Origin of the sequence: Pseudomonas sp. BGI-2, from assembly GCF_004310295.1 — a bacterium.
In the GTDB taxonomy this organism is placed as follows: Bacteria; Pseudomonadota; Gammaproteobacteria; order Pseudomonadales; family Pseudomonadaceae; genus Aquipseudomonas.
Map to the genome: position 1 here is coordinate 46915 of NZ_SISB01000039.1, position 15810 is coordinate 62724.

Sequence of the window (15810 nt, forward strand, 5' to 3'; positions counted from 1 at the left end):
CCAGCCTCAAGGAGCGACCATGGCGGCAACCGAACAGCAACACGAGCAGGCGCTGAAGACGTTTCTCGATGAGCGCCCAGAACTGCGCGTCGAACTCGACAACCTCAACCCGCTGTTGGCTCAGGCCAAGGGCGAGACTGCCGAGCAGTATCGCGACGAGCGCTTGCATGAGGCCTTCGAAGCCGAAGCCGAGCGCCTGGGTTTGTTTGCCTGGGAGCTCACGCTGCAACTGACCGCCGCAACGCCTGAAGACTACGAGACTCAGCGCCTGGAAGTGCACAAGGAAGTGGCCGAGATGGCGGGTATGGACTGGCTGGAGTATTGCGAGTTATATGGATTGAGCAAGTGACCGTGACGGTCGCTGCCTGAGGACGACTTCCGCCGATGCTGCCATCCCTCTCGACGTCTCGCGCCAGCCCCGGCCACCTGCATATCCAGAAATGGCGCGGACGCATCGGCATGGCGCTGGTGGCCGCGCTCTCGGTGCTCGCCGGCATGACCGACGCCATCGGCTTCATGGCCAGCGGCGATTTTGTTTCCTTCATGAGCGGCAACACCACCCGCCTCGCCGTGGCCATCAGCGACGGCGATCTCGGGCTGACCTTGCGCCTGTTGATTCTCGTGGCGACCTTCATCGTCGGCAACGCCTTGGGTATTGTCGTCAGCCGCTTTGGTGGCCGCCGGGCGCTACCCTTGCTGCTGTGCATCGCGATGCTGCTCTGCGGCGCCGCAGCCTGGCCTTATGACGAACAATTGCCGGCGCTGCTGGCGGCGATCATCGCCATGGGCATGCTCAACGCGGCGGTGGAAGAAGTGAATGGCCTGCCGGTCGGTCTCACCTACGTCACCGGCGCCCTGTCGCGCTTCGGGCGCGGGCTGGGACGGTGGATGCTCGGTGAGCGGCGCAATGGCTGGCGGGTTCAGTTGATTCCCTGGACGGGGATGTTCGCCGGTGCAGTGCTTGGCGCGGTGCTGGAACATCACCTTGGGCTCAAGGCGTTGTTTATCAGTGGGTTGCTGGCCGGGGCGATCGGGTTGCTGTCGCTGAAAATCCCGCGGCGTTGGCAGTTGGGGTATATGCCGCGTTGAGCGGTGCCTGTCAGGCAGCCATCGCGAGCAGGCTCACTCCCACAGGGGTTTTGTGGTGGATTTCAATGTTGTGTACGACACAAATCCCTTGTAGGAGCGAGCCTGCTCGCGATGGCCGCGACTCGGTCTACGAGTAAACCCCCTTCGCCGCCCCGGCGATAAAGCTTTATCATGGACACAGTTTTGCTGATCGAGTCCGTCATGAAGTTCGCCATCGCGCTGTTTTCCGCCGCCCATGCGCCCTCCTCGCGCCGTGCCTTGCTGTTTGCCCAGGCTGCGCTGGCCGGCGGGCATGAGATTGTCCGGCTGTTTTTCTATCAGGACGGCGTCTACAACGCCTCCGGCAGCGTGGTCACGCCCCAGGATGAGCTGGACGTGCCCAAGCAATGGCGCGCCTTTGTTAGCGAGCATCAATTGGACGGCGTGGTGTGTATCGCCGCCGCCCTGCGCCGTGGCGTGTTGAACGAAGAGGAAGCAGGGCGCTATCAGCGTGACGCTGTTGCGGTGAGTGCGCCGTGGGAATTGTCCGGCCTCGGCCAGTTGCATGACGCGGTGCAAGACGCTGACCGCCTGATCTGTTTCGGAGGCGCCTGAGATGGCTAAATCCTTGTTGATCATCAGCCGTCAGGCCCCGTGGTCCGGGCCGAACGCGCGCGAAGCGCTGGACATCGTGCTGGCCGGCGGCGCGTTCGACCTGCCGATCGGCTTGCTGTTTCTCGATGACGGCGTGTTTCAGCTCGCCGCGAAACAAAACGCCAAGGCCCTGCAACAAAAGGACCTGAGCGCCAACCTGCAAGCGTTGCCAATGTTCGGTGTTGAAGACTTGTTCGTCTGTGGCGACAGCGCTGCCGAACGGGGCCTGGACCTCGACGGTCGGTCGCTGGAAGAAGCCCAGGTGCTGGCCGCCCAGGAAATCTCTGCACTTGTTGACCGTTACGACCAGGTGATCACCCTCTGATGTCGACTTTGCATGTGTTGTCTCATTCCCCGTTCGGCGATGACCGCCTGACCAGTTGCCTGCGTGTGATCGGCACGAACGATGCGCTTTTGCTGACCGGCGACGCGGTGTATGCGTTGCAGCCGGGTACCGCGCCGTTCAACGCGCTGAACGCTCTCCGTTTGAATCTGTTCGTACTGGCCGAAGATGCCCAGGCTCGCGCCCTGGAGATTCCTGAAGCGGCCAAGACCATTGATTACCCGGCCTTCGTCGAGCTGTCGATTCACTACGACAAGGTCAACAGTTGGCTATGAATTCCCTGACGCTCGGCGCTCGCGCCATCGAGTTGGACAAGGACGGGTTCCTGGTCGAACTCAGCGATTGGTCCAATGAAGTGGCCACCGCCCTCGCCGCTGCCGAAGACATCGAGTTGAGCCCGGAGCACTGGGAAATCCTCGAATTGTTGCGCAGCTTCTACGCCGAATTCCAACTGTCCCCGGCCACTCGCCCGCTGATCAAGTACACCGCGCTGAAGCTCGGCCCGGAAAAAGGCAACAGCCTGCACCTGAACCGACTGTTCAAAGGCACCCCTGCCAAACTCGCCGCGAAACTGGCGGGTCTGCCCAAACCGACGAATTGCTTATGACCGACTTTCCAGCGCTGACCCTCGAAACGCCCGCCGAACACCCGTTCGCCCAGTTCGTACGGATCCTCGGCAAAGGCAAGCGTGGCGCCCGCGACCTGACCCGGGTCGAAGCACGGGAAGCCATGGGCATGGTGCTCGACGACAAGGTCGAGGACACCCAGCTCGGCGCGTTCCTGATGCTGTTGCGGCACAAGGAAGAAAGCGCCGAGGAAATGGCCGGCTTCACCGAAGCCCTTCGTGAACGATTGAACCCGCCAGCGCTGGCGGTGGATCTGGACTGGCCGACGTATGCCGGCAAGAAGCGTCATTTGCCGTGGTATCTGCTGGCGGCCAAATGCCTGGCGCAGAACGGTGTGCGCATCTTCATGCACGGCGCTGGCGCCCACACGGCCGGCCGGCTGTACAGCGAGCAGTTGCTGGATGGATTGAGCATTCCGCTGTGCCGCGACTGGCAGCAGGTGGGCACGGCACTCGATAACGGTGGCCTGGCGTTCATGCCGCTGGTGGATTGGGCACCGCAACTTCAGCGCATGATCGACCTGCGCAACACTTTGGGCCTGCGTTCGCCGATCCATTCCCTCACCCGCATCCTCAATCCGTTGGGCGCTCGCTGCGGCCTGCAAAGCATTTTCCACCCCGGCTACCAGGCGGTGCATCGCGATGCCAGTGGTTTGCTCGGCGACACCGCGATTGTGATCAAGGGCGATGGTGGCGAAATCGAGATCAACCCGGACGCCGACAGCCATCTGTACGGCACGACCGGCGGCGAAAGCTGGGACGAGGAATGGCCGCAGTTGTCGACCCAGCGCCACGTCAAACCCGCCTCGCTCGATCCTGAGCATTTGAAAGCGGTATGGCGCGGTGATGTGGTCGACAGTTACCCGCAAATGGCCCTGATTTCGACCATGGCCCTCGCGTTGCGCGGCCTCGGTCAGACTCGCGAACGCGCCTTCGAAACGGCCCAACAGTACTGGGATGCTCGAGACAGATCGATTTAACCGATCATAACGCTCCAACCTTTGCGCTTTTTTATCGAACCTATGCGAATAGACTCCTCTCCAACGCTTATCGGTTGAGGAGTCTTGAGCATGGGTTTGTTAGTTGAAGGTCGCTGGCAGGACCAGTGGTACGAAAGCAGCAAGGACGGCGCGTTCCAGCGTGAACAGGCGCAACGTCGTAACTGGCTGACCGCCGACGGCAAGCCCGGCCCGACGGGTGTCGGTGGTTTTGCGGCCGAGGCCGGTCGTTATCATCTCTACGTGTCTCTCGCCTGTCCGTGGGCGCATCGCACGCTGATCCTGCGCAAACTCAAAGGCCTGGACAACCTGATCGATGTTTCGGTGGTCAGTTGGCTGATGCTGGAAAACGGCTGGACCTTCGACCAGAACCTCGGCTCGACCGGCGACAAACTCGATCACTTCGACTTCATGCACCAGCGTTACACCGCCGACACCGCCGACTACACCGGCCGCGTCACTGTGCCGGTGCTCTGGGACAAACAGCAAAACCGCATCGTCAACAATGAATCGGCGGAGATCATCCGCATGTTCAATGGCGCCTTCGATGATTTGACTGGCAATGACCTGGATTTCTATCCGGCGCCGTTGCGCGGCGAGATCGATGCGTTGAATGAACGGATTTATCCGGCGGTGAACAACGGCGTTTATCGGGCAGGGTTTGCCACGTCGCAGTCGGCTTATGAAGAAGCGTTCGATGGATTGTTCGCGGAACTGGATCGCCTGGAAGAGTTGTTAGGCGCCAATCGTTACCTGGCCGGTGAATACCTGACCGAAGCTGATATCCGCCTGTTCACCACGCTGATTCGCTTTGACGCGGTGTATCACGGCCACTTCAAGTGCAACCTGCGGCGGATTACCGATTATCCGAATCTGTCGAACTGGCTGCGGGAGATTTACCAGTGGCCGAGGATTGCCGAGACGGTGGATTTCCAGCACATCAAGAATCACTACTACGGCAGCCACAAGACCATCAATCCTACCGGGGTTGTGCCGAAAGGGCCGGCGCAGGATTTCACGGCAACCCATGATCGGGCGCGGTTGAGTGGGAAAGGGGTTTGGCGCAGGGCCTGAGGTGTGTGAAGCTTTTGAGGGCCCCTTCGCGGGCAAGCCTCGCTCCTACAGGTTATGTGTTCACTCAGCACGCAACCAAGGAGCGAGGCTTGCCCGCGAATGAGGCGACTCGGTCTTCAGACTTGCGCCTGAGCACCCTCGAACCACGCCAGTTTTTCGCGCAATTGCACCACTTCCCCAACGATCACCAGCGTCGGCGCATGCACTTCATGCTCCGCCACCAGCCGTGGCAAATCGGCCAGCGTGCCGGTAAACACCCGCTGATTGACCGTGGTGCCCTGCTGAATCAACGCCGCTGGGGTATCTGCCCCGCGACCATGCTTGATCAACTGTTCGCAGATGATCGGCAAGCCCACCAGCCCCATGTAAAACACCAGGGTTTGCGCCGGCGCGACCAGGTCGGCCCACGGCAAATCGGTGGAACCGTCCTTCAAGTGCCCGGTGACAAAACGTACCGACTGCGCGTAATCGCGGTGAGTCAGCGGAATCCCGGCGTACGCCGCGCAACCGCTGGCGGCCGTGATACCTGGCACCACCTGGAACGGGATGCCATGGGCCGCCAGTTCTTCGATCTCTTCACCGCCGCGACCGAAGATGAACGGATCACCGCCCTTCAATCGCACGACCCGCTTGCCTTGCTTGGCCAGATCCACCAGTTGCTGGTTGATCTGATCCTGAGGCACGGCGTGATCGGCGCGACGCTTGCCGACGTAGACCCGCTCGGCATCGCGACGACACAAATCGAGAATCGCCGGGGCGACCAAACGGTCGTACAACACCACATCGGCTTGCTGCATCAGGCGCAAGGCACGGAAGGTCAGCAAGTCTGGATCACCTGGACCTGCACCCACCAAATACACTTCACCGGTGGCGACCGGCGCTTCGCCATTGATCTTCGCCAGCATCAAGCGCTCGGCTTCAGCGCCCTGCCCGGCCAGTTGCCGGTCGGCAATCGGGCCCTGGAATACATCTTCCCAGAACGCCCGACGCTGCTGCACATCCGGGAACAGGCCTTTGACCTGACTGCGAAAACGCGCCGCCAGACCGGCCAGTTGACCGTAGGTGGAAGGAATCCAGGTTTCCAGCTTGGCGCGGATCAACCGCGCCAGTACCGGCGCATCGCCGCCGCTGGACACCGCAATAATCAAGGGAGAGCGGTCGACGATTGCCGGGAAGATCACGCTGCACAGGGCTGGCGCATCCACCACGTTGACCGGCACGCAACGCCGATGGGCATCGGCAGAGACTTGCGCGTTCAGCGGTTCGTCGTCGGTGGCGGCAATGATCAGCCCGCAACCGTCCAGGTCCGCTGCGACGTAGCCCCGTAAAAGGCATTCGCCACCGCTGCCGGCAACCAATTCGCGCAGCTGCGGTTCGATTTCAGGTGCGACCACCCGCAGCAGCGCACCGGCTTCGGCCAGCAGGCGGGATTTGCGCAAGGCAATCTCCCCCCCGCCGACGACCAACACACGACTGCCGCGAAGGTTATGAAACAGCGGCAGATAGTCCATTTAGCCGATGACCTCGAGGCCACCCATGTACGGTTTCAGCACTTCAGGCACACGGATCGAACCGTCGGCCTGCTGGTAGTTTTCCAGCACCGCCACCAGCGTACGACCGACCGCCAGGCCGGAGCCGTTCAGGGTGTGGACCAGTTCAGGCTTGCCGGTTTCCGGGTTGCGGAAACGCGCTTGCATACGACGGGCCTGGAAGTCGCCGCAGTTGGAGCACGACGAAATCTCGCGGTATTTGTCCTGGCTCGGAATCCACACTTCCAGGTCGTAGGTCTTGACCGCGCTGAAACCCATGTCACCGGTGCACAGCGCAATCGTGCGATAAGGCAATTCCAGCAGTTGCAGGACTTTTTCAGCGTTGGCCGTCAGGCCTTCCAACGCCTCCATCGAGGTCGACGGCTCAACGATCTGGACCATCTCGACCTTGTCGAACTGGTGCTGACGGATCATGCCGCGGGTGTCACGGCCCGATGCACCGGCTTCGCTGCGGAAGCACGGGGTGTGGGCGACGAACTTGATCGGCAGCAGTTTGGAATCGACGATCTCGCCGGCCACGATGTTGGTCAGCGATACTTCTGCGGTCGGGATCAGGTACAGATCGGCTTCGCCTTCGCGGCTGATCTTGAACAGGTCTTCTTCGAACTTCGGCAGCTGACCGGTGCCTTGCAGCGCAGGCGCCTGGACCAGATAAGGCGTGTAAGCCTCTTCGTAACCGTGTTCGCTGGTGTGCAGGTTGATCATGAACTGCGCCAAGGCGCGGTGCATACGGGCAATCGGGCCGCGCAACAGGGCGAAACGGGCGCCGGACAGCTTGGCGGCGGTTTCGAAGTCCAGCCAGCCGAATTTCTCGCCCAGGGCCACGTGGTCCTGAACCGGGAAATCGAAGGCGGTCGGGGTGCCCCAGCGGCGCACTTCGACGTTGCCGTCTTCGTCATCACCGATGGGTACGGATTCGTGCGGCAGGTTCGGGATGCCGAGCAGAATCGAGTCCAGATCGGTCTGGATCCCGTCCAGCTCGACTTTACCGGCGCTCAACTCGTTCGCCATGCGCTCGACGTCGGCCATCAGCGGCGCGATGTCTTCGCCGCGCTGCTTGGCCTGGCCGATGGTTTTGGAGCGCGCATTACGTTCAGCCTGCAGTGCTTCGGTGCGGGTCTGGACGGTCTTGCGCTGTTCTTCCAGCGCTTCGATGCGCGCAACATCCAGCGTGTAACCACGGGATGCCAGGCGGTCCGCTACGTCCTGAAGGTTGCTACGTAACAGTTTGGAATCGAGCATGTCGGTCTCTCGTTATCAAAGTTTGGTCAAGGACAGGCCAGCCCAGGTCGCGAGCAGCCCTCCGAATACGCTGATGGCAGCATAGCCCAGGGCCAGCGGCATTTGCCCGGTTTCCAGCAGGCGCACCGTATCCAGTGAAAAGGATGAAAAAGTCGTCAGCCCCCCGAGGAAGCCGACCATCAACCCGGCGCGCACCTCAATCGGCACCTCCGGGCGGATCAAAAACAGACCGTATAGAACGCCGATCAGCAAACAGCCGACGATATTAACGGCCAGCGTCGCGGTATAGAAGTGCCGTGGCCAATTAGCATTGATCCAGTTACCGGTAGCAAAGCGCAACAGTGTCCCGGCGACACCGCCGACGGATACCGCAATGACCAAAGGAATCACTATGTTCTCCGCTGCCGGGGGCTTAGACGGTCAAGTTGTGCGAGGTGATTGAGCTTTTCGCCGATCTTCAGCTCAAGGCCGCGAGGCACTGGCTGATAGAACGGTTGTGGCTCAAGTTCGTCCGGGAAGTAGTCTTCGCCAGCGGCGTAAGCGTCCGGCTCATCGTGCGCGTAACGGTATTCATCGCCGTAACCCAATTGCTTCATCAGTTTGGTCGGAGCGTTACGCAAATGCAGCGGCACTTCCAGCGAACCGTGTTCGGTGGCGCTGCGCATGGCGGCTTTGAAACCCATGTACACCGCGTTGCTTTTCGGCGCGCAAGCCAGATAGGTGATGGCTTGGGCCACCGCCAATTCGCCTTCGGGACTGCCGAGGCGCTCCTGCACTTCCCATGCCGCGAGGCACAGGCTCAGGGCGCGCGGGTCGGCGTTGCCGATGTCTTCGCTGGCCATGCGCACCACGCGCCGGGCCAGGTACAGCGGGTCGCAACCGCCGTCGATCATCCGCGCGAACCAGTACAGCGCGCCGTCGGGATTGGAGCCGCGCACCGATTTATGCAGCGCGGAAATCTGGTCGTAGAACGCTTCGCCGCCCTTGTCGAAACGCCGACGGGTATCGCCGAGCAGGCTTTGCAGCAGATCGACGCCGATCTCGCTGTTGTCTTCTGCCAGGTCCGAGGCGTTTTCCAACAGGTTGAGCAGACGGCGGCCATCGCCATCAGCGGCGGACAACAGCATCTGGAAGCCTTCATCGCTGAGGGTCAGTTGCCGCTTGCCCAGGCCACGCTCTTCGGTCAGCGCGCGATGCACCAGTTTGCGCAGGGCCGCTTCGTCGAGGCTCTTGAGCACGTAGACACGTGCCCGGGAGAGCAAGGCGTTGTTGAGTTCGAACGAGGGGTTTTCCGTGGTCGCGCCGATGAAAATCAGCGTGCCGTCTTCAACGTAGGGCAGGAATGCATCCTGCTGCGACTTGTTGAAGCGATGCACTTCGTCGACGAACAGGATGGTGCGTTTGCCGTATTGGCCGGCCTGCTGCTTGGCGATTTCCACCGCCTGACGGATTTCCTTCACGCCGGCCAATACCGCCGAGACCGTTTCGAAGTGCGCGTCCGAGACTTCCGCCAGCAACCGCGCCAGGGTGGTTTTGCCCACGCCGGGCGGGCCCCAGAAGATCATCGAGTGCAGGGCACCCTGCTCCAGGGCTTCGCGCAAAGGCTTGCCGCGAGCGAGCAGGTGTTCCTGACCGACGTACTCGTCCAGATTGGCTGCGCGCAGGCGTGCGGCCAAAGGCTGAGCTATCGGGGCACTGCGAAACAGGTCCATCACTGCTTATGAAACCTCACTGATTCTTTATCCCTTGTAGGAGCGAAGCTTGCTCGCGAAAGCGGTGTGTCAGTCGCCGTGAATGTCGTCTGGAAAACCGCTTTCGCGAGCAAGCTTCGCTCCTACAGGGACTTGCGGTTTATTCCTGGATCACATCGGCACCCTTGGGGATGTCGAACTTGAACTTGGACGCCGGGATCGGCTCGTTGGCCTTCACGCCGGTGAACAGGATGTTGGTGCGCTGACCGACGCTGTCGATCAGTTGCATGTCATTGACCAGGCCATTGCGGAACGACAGACGCAGGCTGTCGAACAGGGTGTCTTTGGTTTTCGGCTTCAACGTAAAGTCGATCACGCCACCGGCTTCCTTGGCGCTGATGTCGAAGCTCTGGCTGATCTTGGACACGTCACCGGACAGCAGCAACGCCGGGGTCTGGGTCAGGCGCTGGTCGAGGGTCTTGATGGTGACCTGCTCCAGGTCCGGGTCCCACAGGGACACCTTCTTGCCATCGGAGACCATCAATTGCTCTTGCGGTGCGTCGGTGTGCCAGTAGAACAGGCCGGGACGCTGCAGGGACATTTGCCCGGCGGTTTCCTGCAATTGAGTGCCGCCGCCATCCAGCGTCAGCTGAGAGAAGCGTGCAGTCAGGGTCTGGGATTTTTCCAGCAGTTGGGTCAGACGCGCCACGTCCTTGTCATCGGCGTGGGCCGAGAGCGTGGTCAAAGCCAGTACCGGCAGCAACAGCATGCGGATAAGACGCATGGGAGTCCTCATAACATTCGTGGGAGTTCGGGCGGCGCATCACTGCGCCATCCTTTCAAATCAAATCAGTCGCGTACCGGGCCAGGCGCCAGAACTTCACGCGAACCGTTGGTATTCATGGACGTCACGACCCCGGCCATTTCCATGGCTTCGATCATGCGCGCGGCGCGGTTGTAGCCGATCTTCAGCTTGCGCTGAACCGCAGAGATGGACGCCCGACGGCTTTCCAGGACGAACTGCACCGCTTCGTCGTAGAGCGCATCGGATTCGCTGTCTTCGTCGCCACCGCCACTGCCGCCGTCGAAACCGCTACCGGCCTCTTCGACACCGGCCAGGATCTCGTCGTTGTATTCCGGGGCACCGCGCAGTTTCCAGGCTTCAACCACCCGGTGAACCTCGTCATCGGACACGAACGCACCATGGACCCGGATCGGCAGGCTGGTGCCCGGCGGCATGTAGAGCATGTCACCGTGGCCCAGCAGTTGCTCGGCGCCGCCCTGGTCGATGATCGTCCGGGAGTCGATCTTGCTCGACACCTGGAACGCCATACGCGTCGGAATGTTGGCCTTGATCAGACCGGTGATCACGTCAACCGACGGACGCTGGGTCGCGAGGATCAAGTGGATACCGGCCGCACGGGCCTTCTGGGCGATACGGGCGATCAGTTCTTCAACTTTCTTGCCGACGATCATCATCATGTCGGCGAATTCGTCGACGACCACGACGATGGTCGGCAGCTTGGTCAGCAGCGGTGCTTCGTCGTGAATGCTTTCGCGCTTGTACAACGGGTCAGTCAGCGGCGTACCGGCGTCCTGGGCTTCCTTGACCTTGGCGTTGAAGCCGGACAGGTTTCGTACGCCCATCTTCGCCATCAGTTTGTAGCGACGCTCCATCTCCGCCACGCTCCAGCGCAGGGCGTTGGCCGCGTCCTTCATGTCGGTCACGACCGGGCACAGCAGATGCGGAATGCCTTCGTAGATCGACAGCTCGAGCATTTTCGGGTCGATCATGATCAGCTTGGCGTCTTCCGGGCCGGACTTGAACAGGATCGACAGGATCATCGCGTTCACACCCACCGACTTACCGGAACCGGTCGTACCGGCCACCAGCAAGTGAGGCATTTTCGCCAGGTCAGTAATGACCGGCTTGCCGCCGATGTCGTGGCCCAGGGCCAGGGTGACCGGTGACTTGAAGTTGTCGTACTCAGGCGTCGACAGCACTTCGGAGAACCGCACGATCTGGCGGTCCTCGTTGGGAATCTCGATACCGACGGTGGTCTTGCCCGGAATCACTTCCACTACACGAACGCTGGTCACAGCCAGGGAACGCGCCAGGTCTTTCGCCAGGTTGGAGATGCGACTGACTTTGACGCCGGCGGCCGGCTGGATTTCATAACGGGTAATGACCGGGCCTGGGTGGATCGAATCCACCGAGACTTCGACGCCGAATTCCTTGAGTTTGATTTCCAGCAAGTGGCCGACGGCTGCCAGCGACTCCGGGGAGTAGTTGAGTTGTTTCTTTTCGGCCGGGTCGAGAATCGAGATCGGCGGCAAGGTGCCTTCGACAGCGCTGTCGACGAACAACGGCGCCTGTTTCTCTTTCTCCACGCGCTTGCTCGGCGCTGCCGGCTTGGGAGGTGCTGGCGCGATGACGGGCGGCACCTGCTTCTCGCGTTCCGACATGTGCTTGCTCAGGGCCTGCTCACGCTCGATCAGGCGCTCCTTGACCTTGGCTTGCTCGCGCTTGTCCGTCACCGTCGGAGCGACCACGTCATGCACGCGATCGTCGACTTCACGCAACTGCGCAACCAGTTGTTTGCGCTCGACACGGGCGGCCCACCAGCGATTGGCCGCGCCCTGGAACAGTTCGAACAGGTCGAGGGTGATCTTGCCGGTGACGTCCATCACCTTGAACCACGACAGGTCGGTGAACACCGTCAGGCCGAACAGGAACAGTGCGATGAACAACAGCGTGCTGCCCTGGATGTTCAGCGCGTTCCTGGCCAGGTCACCAAGGCTTTCGCCCAGCGCGCCGCCAGCACCGGCCGGCAAACCGGTCGCCGCATGGAAATGGATATGCGCCAGGGCCGCGCCCGACAGCACCAGAAACACCAGGCCGATCAGGCGCCAGGAGAACAGCCAGCCGCTCCACTGCCACTGTTCGTGGCGCTGACGGAAGATCTGATACGCCTTGATCGCCAGCAACAACGGGAAGATGTAGGCGAAGTAACCCAGCACCATGAACAGAATGTCGGCGCTGTAGGAGCCGACCGGCCCGCCGAAGTTCTGCACGTCGTCGATCTTGCTGTTATGGCTCCAGCCCGGATCGTCCTTGCCATAGGTCAACAAGGCCATCATCAGGAACAGGCACAAGCCGCCGATGGCGATCAATGCACCTTCCTTGAGCCGGTAGTGCAAGTGCTGGCGCCAGAGCGGAACGACGACTGTTTTGGGTGCTGCGGTGGATTTCTTCAAAACGCTTCTTTTCCTGCGCCAAAGGCGCGTCCATCTGTTGAATGACTATAAAAAACTGCCCAATCCAGGCAGGTAAAAAAGTTAACACGCGCAACTGGGACTACTTTTAACACTGCACCCCGGTTTTTATAAACACGGCACGCACAGCTAATTTTGTTACAACCACTGTTACAGACGGCATTGTACGGGTTTGTTCGCCCGATGCCATGCTTGAAGTCCTTCGGTGCAGCATAGCCAAACGCAGGTTACGCGCGGTTCAATTTGAGCATGCATTCTCTTTTGTGACAAAGGCTTATGAGGTGTTTTTATGAGCGAACCGAAGCATTCCCGCCTGATCATTCTGGGTTCCGGCCCTGCCGGATACAGCTCAGCCGTTTATGCCGCACGCGCCAACCTCAAACCCGTTGTCATCACCGGCATACAGGCAGGTGGCCAGCTGACCACCACCGTCGAAGTCGATAACTGGCCCGGCGACGTCGAAGGCCTCACCGGCCCAGTGCTGATGGAACGCATGCAAAAACACGCCGAGCGCTTTGCCACAGAGATTGTTTACGACCATATCCACACCGCCAAGTTGCAACAGCGCCCGTTCGAGTTGATCGGCGATGGCGACACTTACACCTGCGACGCTCTGATTATCGCCACCGGCGCTTCAGCGCAGTACCTGGGACTGCCTTCGGAAGAAGCCTTTGCCGGCCGAGGGGTTTCGGCCTGCGCCACGTGCGACGGTTTCTTTTATCGCAATCAAGTGGTCGCCGTCGTCGGCGGCGGCAACACCGCGGTTGAAGAAGCGCTGTACCTGTCGAACATCGCCAAGGAAGTCCACCTGATTCACCGGCGCGACAAGTTGCGCTCGGAGAAGATTCTTCAGGACAAACTCTTCGAAAAAGCCGCCAACGGCAATATCCGCCTGCACTGGAATCAGAATCTCGATGAAGTGCTCGGCGATGCCAGCGGCGTGACCGGCGCCCGCCTGCGCGACAGCCTCACGGGCGAAACCAGTGAATTGGCGCTGGCCGGCGTGTTCATCGCCATCGGCCATAAACCCAATACCGACCTGTTCGAGGGCCAGCTGAAAATGCGTGACGGCTACCTGCTGATCAGGGGCGGCAGCGAAGGCGACGCCACGGCCACCGAGATCCCGGGCGTGTTCGCCGCCGGCGACGTGGCCGATCACGTTTACCGCCAGGCCGTGACCTCCGCCGGGGCTGGCTGCATGGCCGCGCTGGACGCCGAGAAATACCTCGACGACATTCCCACCGTTTGACGGCACACTTTACGGCGGGCCCACCAGCCCGCCACCGCCCTCCCCTCCTGCAAGCCCGGATGCCATGCTGACTTGGTTACAACGCAACACCCTGACGTTCCCGCCGCTGGAAAAAGCCATGCGCGACCCCAACGGACTGTTGGCCGCGGGCGGCGATCTGTCCGCCGATCGTCTGATTCAGGCTTACCGCCACGGCTGCTTTCCATGGTTCTCGGAGGGCCAGCCGATCCTTTGGTGGTCGCCGGATCCGCGCACCGTCTTATTTCCCGACGAACTGCATATCTCACGCAGCCTGAGTAAATTGTTGCGTCAACAACGCTATCAAGTGACCTTCGATCAGGATTTTGCCTCGGTGATCAGCGCCTGCGCCGCACCCCGCGAGTATGCCGACGGGACCTGGATCACCGATGCGATGCAGTCCGCTTACCTCGAACTGCACAAGCGTGGCTACGCGCATTCCGTCGAGGTCTGGGACGATGGCGTGCTGGTGGGCGGACTGTACGGCTTGGCGATGGGTCAGCTGTTTTTCGGCGAGTCGATGTTCAGCCGCGCCGACAACGCCTCGAAATATGGCTTTGCCACCCTGGTGCAACATCTGAAAGACTCAGGTTTTGTGCTGATCGACTGCCAAATGCCAACCGACCACCTGCACAGCCTCGGCGCCCGAGCGATTCCTCGGCGCGACTTCGCCAATTTCCTCGCGCAGCATCTGGATCAACCCAGCCGTGCAACCTGGGTTTGCTGAGCGACTTTTGCGCGCGTGGCTTACACTTAATTCAAAGTTACCCCGAGGGTTGATCATGACCGAGTTGGCGCGTTTGAAGTTTTATGCCACTCAGCCCCACTCTTGCAGTTATCTGCCCGAGGAGCAGGCTACCACGCTGTTCCTCGACCCTAGTCAGCCCATGGATGTGCATGTCTACGCAGACCTGTCTGAAATGGGTTTTCGTCGCAGCGGCGATCATCTCTACCGGCCTCATTGCCAGAATTGCAATGCGTGCGTCCCGGCACGCATCCCCGTGGCGCAATTTACCCCCAACCGCCAGCAGAAACGCATCTTCAAACGTAACGCCGACCTGCAAGTGCGCCCGGCCAGGCCGCAATTCAGCGAAGAGTATTTCGATCTCTATCAGCGCTACATCGAACAACGTCACGCCGATGGCGACATGTACCCGCCGAGTCGCGACCAGTTTGCGACGTTCCTGGTGCGTGACCTGCCGTTCTCGCGGTTTTACGAATTCCGTCTCAAAGGCCAGCTGCTGGCAGTCGCCGTGACCGATTTGCTGCCGAACGGTCTGTCGGCGGTTTACACCTTCTACGAGCCCGATGAAGAACGCCGCAGCCTGGGTCGCTACGCGATCCTCTGGCAAATCGGCGAAGCCCGACGTCTTGGGCTGGGAGCGGTCTACCTCGGCTATTGGATCAAAAACTGCAAAAAGATGAGCTACAAGACGCAATATCGCCCTATCGAACTGCTGATTAATCAGCGCTGGGTCATCCTGAACTAGAACCCCTTGGCTTAAACCCCATTTTTCGGGCACAATGCACGCCGCTTTTGCCTGGCGCAGTTGCACCGGGCCATTCATTGGACACCGAGGGCTTTACTGCATGTCGAAAGAAGACAGCTTCGAAATGGAAGGCACTGTCGTCGACACCCTGCCCAACACCATGTTTCGTGTGGAGTTGGAAAATGGGCACGTCGTAACCGCGCATATCTCCGGCAAGATGCGCAAGAACTACATCCGTATTCTTACCGGTGACAAAGTGCGCGTCGAGCTGACGCCCTATGACTTGAGCAAAGGGCGCATCACTTACCGCGCTCGCTAATCAAGTCAATACAAAACGCCCGGTTTATGCCGGGCGTTTTTGTTTGTCTGGGATTTAATTGGCGCCCCCCCCTGTAGGAGTGAGCCTGCTCGCGATATAGGTAGTCCGTTCCTTTCTCTTCCATACTGATATCGCTGGAAGTCAGTTGTCGGCGAGGAAGGAACATGCACCTGTGGGCTACGAATATGCTCGCGCAGCACTCGATGATTACGC

18 protein-coding genes are annotated in these 15810 nt (G+C 60.6%); 12 read left to right on the forward strand and 6 right to left on the reverse strand.

The genetic code is table 11. The annotated features are described in order from the left end of the window. Window positions 1-19 precede the first annotated feature (19 nt). From EYC95_RS23245 to EYC95_RS23280, 8 genes are all read left to right on the forward strand, one after another. Complete coding sequence (locus EYC95_RS23245; protein WP_131062402.1) at window positions 20-349, forward strand: DUF6388 family protein; 330 nt, start codon at window positions 20-22, stop codon at window positions 347-349. Window positions 350-384: 35 nt separating this feature from the next. Next, on the forward strand, window positions 385-1089 hold the full coding sequence (locus EYC95_RS23250; RefSeq protein WP_131062403.1) for a YoaK family protein: 705 nt from the start codon (window positions 385-387) through the stop codon (window positions 1087-1089). Window positions 1090-1290: 201 nt separating this feature from the next. Further along, window positions 1291-1683, forward strand: coding sequence for a sulfurtransferase complex subunit TusD (tusD, locus tag EYC95_RS23255; protein WP_131062404.1), 393 nt, complete (start codon window positions 1291-1293; stop codon window positions 1681-1683). A gap of 1 nt (window position 1684) precedes the next feature. Continuing rightward, on the forward strand, window positions 1685-2047 hold the full coding sequence (gene tusC, locus EYC95_RS23260; protein ID WP_131062405.1) for a sulfurtransferase complex subunit TusC: 363 nt from the start codon (window positions 1685-1687) through the stop codon (window positions 2045-2047). After that, window positions 2047-2340, forward strand: coding sequence for a sulfurtransferase complex subunit TusB (gene tusB, locus EYC95_RS23265; protein ID WP_131062406.1), 294 nt, complete (start codon window positions 2047-2049; stop codon window positions 2338-2340). The genes tusC and tusB overlap by 1 nt, the downstream gene beginning before the upstream one ends. Further along, the gene (locus tag EYC95_RS23270) at window positions 2337-2672 is read left to right on the forward strand and encodes a TusE/DsrC/DsvC family sulfur relay protein (protein WP_131062407.1); all 336 of its coding nucleotides are present in this window, start codon (window positions 2337-2339) and stop codon (window positions 2670-2672) included. The genes tusB and EYC95_RS23270 overlap by 4 nt, the downstream gene beginning before the upstream one ends. Then, the gene (locus EYC95_RS23275; protein WP_131062408.1) at window positions 2669-3670 is read left to right on the forward strand and encodes a glycosyl transferase family protein; all 1002 of its coding nucleotides are present in this window, start codon (window positions 2669-2671) and stop codon (window positions 3668-3670) included. Before EYC95_RS23270 ends, EYC95_RS23275 begins: the two co-directional genes overlap by 4 nt. Before the next feature lie 90 nt (window positions 3671-3760). Further along, window positions 3761-4762 carry a glutathione S-transferase family protein gene (locus tag EYC95_RS23280; RefSeq protein ID WP_131062409.1) on the forward strand — a complete coding sequence of 334 codons (1002 nt, stop codon included), beginning with the start codon at window positions 3761-3763 and terminating at the stop codon, window positions 4760-4762. A 116-nt stretch (window positions 4763-4878) separates the two neighbouring features. Here EYC95_RS23280 and cysG read toward each other — a convergent pair whose 3' ends face one another. From cysG to EYC95_RS23310, 6 genes are all read right to left on the reverse strand, one after another. Continuing rightward, complete coding sequence (gene cysG, locus EYC95_RS23285) at window positions 4879-6273, reverse strand: siroheme synthase CysG (RefSeq protein WP_131062410.1); 1395 nt, start codon at window positions 6271-6273, stop codon at window positions 4879-4881. Beyond that, window positions 6274-7554, reverse strand: a complete 1281-nt coding sequence (serS, locus tag EYC95_RS23290) for a serine--tRNA ligase (protein ID WP_131062411.1) — start codon at window positions 7552-7554, stop codon at window positions 6274-6276. It abuts the gene before it with no gap. Between the two features lie 15 nt (window positions 7555-7569). After that, window positions 7570-7944, reverse strand: coding sequence for a fluoride efflux transporter CrcB (gene crcB / locus EYC95_RS23295; RefSeq protein ID WP_131062412.1), 375 nt, complete (start codon window positions 7942-7944; stop codon window positions 7570-7572). Beyond that, the gene (locus EYC95_RS23300; protein WP_131062413.1) at window positions 7944-9266 is read right to left on the reverse strand and encodes a replication-associated recombination protein A; all 1323 of its coding nucleotides are present in this window, start codon (window positions 9264-9266) and stop codon (window positions 7944-7946) included. The genes crcB and EYC95_RS23300 overlap by 1 nt, the downstream gene beginning before the upstream one ends. Before the next feature lie 139 nt (window positions 9267-9405). Continuing rightward, a complete protein-coding gene (gene lolA, locus EYC95_RS23305; RefSeq protein WP_131062414.1) occupies window positions 9406-10029 on the reverse strand; it encodes an outer membrane lipoprotein chaperone LolA in 624 nt (207 codons plus the stop codon). A 65-nt stretch (window positions 10030-10094) separates the two neighbouring features. After that, window positions 10095-12503 carry a DNA translocase FtsK gene (locus EYC95_RS23310; RefSeq protein ID WP_131062415.1) on the reverse strand — a complete coding sequence of 803 codons (2409 nt, stop codon included), beginning with the start codon at window positions 12501-12503 and terminating at the stop codon, window positions 10095-10097. Between the two features lie 307 nt (window positions 12504-12810). On the opposite strand from EYC95_RS23310, the gene trxB reads away from it, so the two are divergent. From trxB to infA, 4 genes are all read left to right on the forward strand, one after another. Further along, window positions 12811-13770, forward strand: a complete 960-nt coding sequence (gene trxB / locus EYC95_RS23315) for a thioredoxin-disulfide reductase (RefSeq protein WP_131062416.1) — start codon at window positions 12811-12813, stop codon at window positions 13768-13770. 64 nt (window positions 13771-13834) lie between these two features. Then, a complete protein-coding gene (gene aat, locus EYC95_RS23320) occupies window positions 13835-14515 on the forward strand; it encodes a leucyl/phenylalanyl-tRNA--protein transferase (protein WP_131062417.1) in 681 nt (226 codons plus the stop codon). A gap of 55 nt (window positions 14516-14570) precedes the next feature. Continuing rightward, window positions 14571-15278 (forward strand): arginyltransferase, encoded by a 708-nt coding sequence (locus EYC95_RS23325; RefSeq protein WP_131062418.1) that lies wholly within the window; start codon window positions 14571-14573, stop codon window positions 15276-15278. Window positions 15279-15378: 100 nt separating this feature from the next. Beyond that, window positions 15379-15597, forward strand: coding sequence for a translation initiation factor IF-1 (gene infA / locus EYC95_RS23330; protein ID WP_002553999.1), 219 nt, complete (start codon window positions 15379-15381; stop codon window positions 15595-15597). Window positions 15598-15810 lie beyond the last annotated feature (213 nt).

Excerpts from the sequence above, each read along its gene's own strand:
- EYC95_RS23325 (WP_131062418.1), top strand. The coding sequence starts at position 14,571 with ATGACCGAGTTGGCGCGTTTGAAGTTTTATGCCACTCAGCCCCACTCT.
- EYC95_RS23275 (WP_131062408.1), top strand. The coding sequence starts at position 2,669 with ATGACCGACTTTCCAGCGCTGACCCTCGAAACGCCCGCCGAACACCCG.
- EYC95_RS23245 (WP_131062402.1), top strand. The coding sequence starts at position 20 with ATGGCGGCAACCGAACAGCAACACGAGCAGGCGCTGAAGACGTTTCTC.
- EYC95_RS23270 (WP_131062407.1), top strand. The coding sequence starts at position 2,337 with ATGAATTCCCTGACGCTCGGCGCTCGCGCCATCGAGTTGGACAAGGAC.
- EYC95_RS23300 (WP_131062413.1), bottom strand. The coding sequence starts at position 9,266 with ATGGACCTGTTTCGCAGTGCCCCGATAGCTCAGCCTTTGGCCGCACGC.
- EYC95_RS23280 (WP_131062409.1), top strand. The coding sequence starts at position 3,761 with ATGGGTTTGTTAGTTGAAGGTCGCTGGCAGGACCAGTGGTACGAAAGC.
- trxB (WP_131062416.1), top strand. The coding sequence starts at position 12,811 with ATGAGCGAACCGAAGCATTCCCGCCTGATCATTCTGGGTTCCGGCCCT.
- lolA (WP_131062414.1), bottom strand. The coding sequence starts at position 10,029 with ATGCGTCTTATCCGCATGCTGTTGCTGCCGGTACTGGCTTTGACCACG.
- EYC95_RS23250 (WP_131062403.1), top strand. The coding sequence starts at position 385 with ATGCTGCCATCCCTCTCGACGTCTCGCGCCAGCCCCGGCCACCTGCAT.
- infA (WP_002553999.1), top strand. The coding sequence starts at position 15,379 with ATGTCGAAAGAAGACAGCTTCGAAATGGAAGGCACTGTCGTCGACACC.
- tusD (WP_131062404.1), top strand. The coding sequence starts at position 1,291 with ATGAAGTTCGCCATCGCGCTGTTTTCCGCCGCCCATGCGCCCTCCTCG.
- tusC (WP_131062405.1), top strand. The coding sequence starts at position 1,685 with ATGGCTAAATCCTTGTTGATCATCAGCCGTCAGGCCCCGTGGTCCGGG.
- aat (WP_131062417.1), top strand. The coding sequence starts at position 13,835 with ATGCTGACTTGGTTACAACGCAACACCCTGACGTTCCCGCCGCTGGAA.
- serS (WP_131062411.1), bottom strand. The coding sequence starts at position 7,554 with ATGCTCGATTCCAAACTGTTACGTAGCAACCTTCAGGACGTAGCGGAC.
- cysG (WP_131062410.1), bottom strand. The coding sequence starts at position 6,273 with ATGGACTATCTGCCGCTGTTTCATAACCTTCGCGGCAGTCGTGTGTTG.
- tusB (WP_131062406.1), top strand. The coding sequence starts at position 2,047 with ATGTCGACTTTGCATGTGTTGTCTCATTCCCCGTTCGGCGATGACCGC.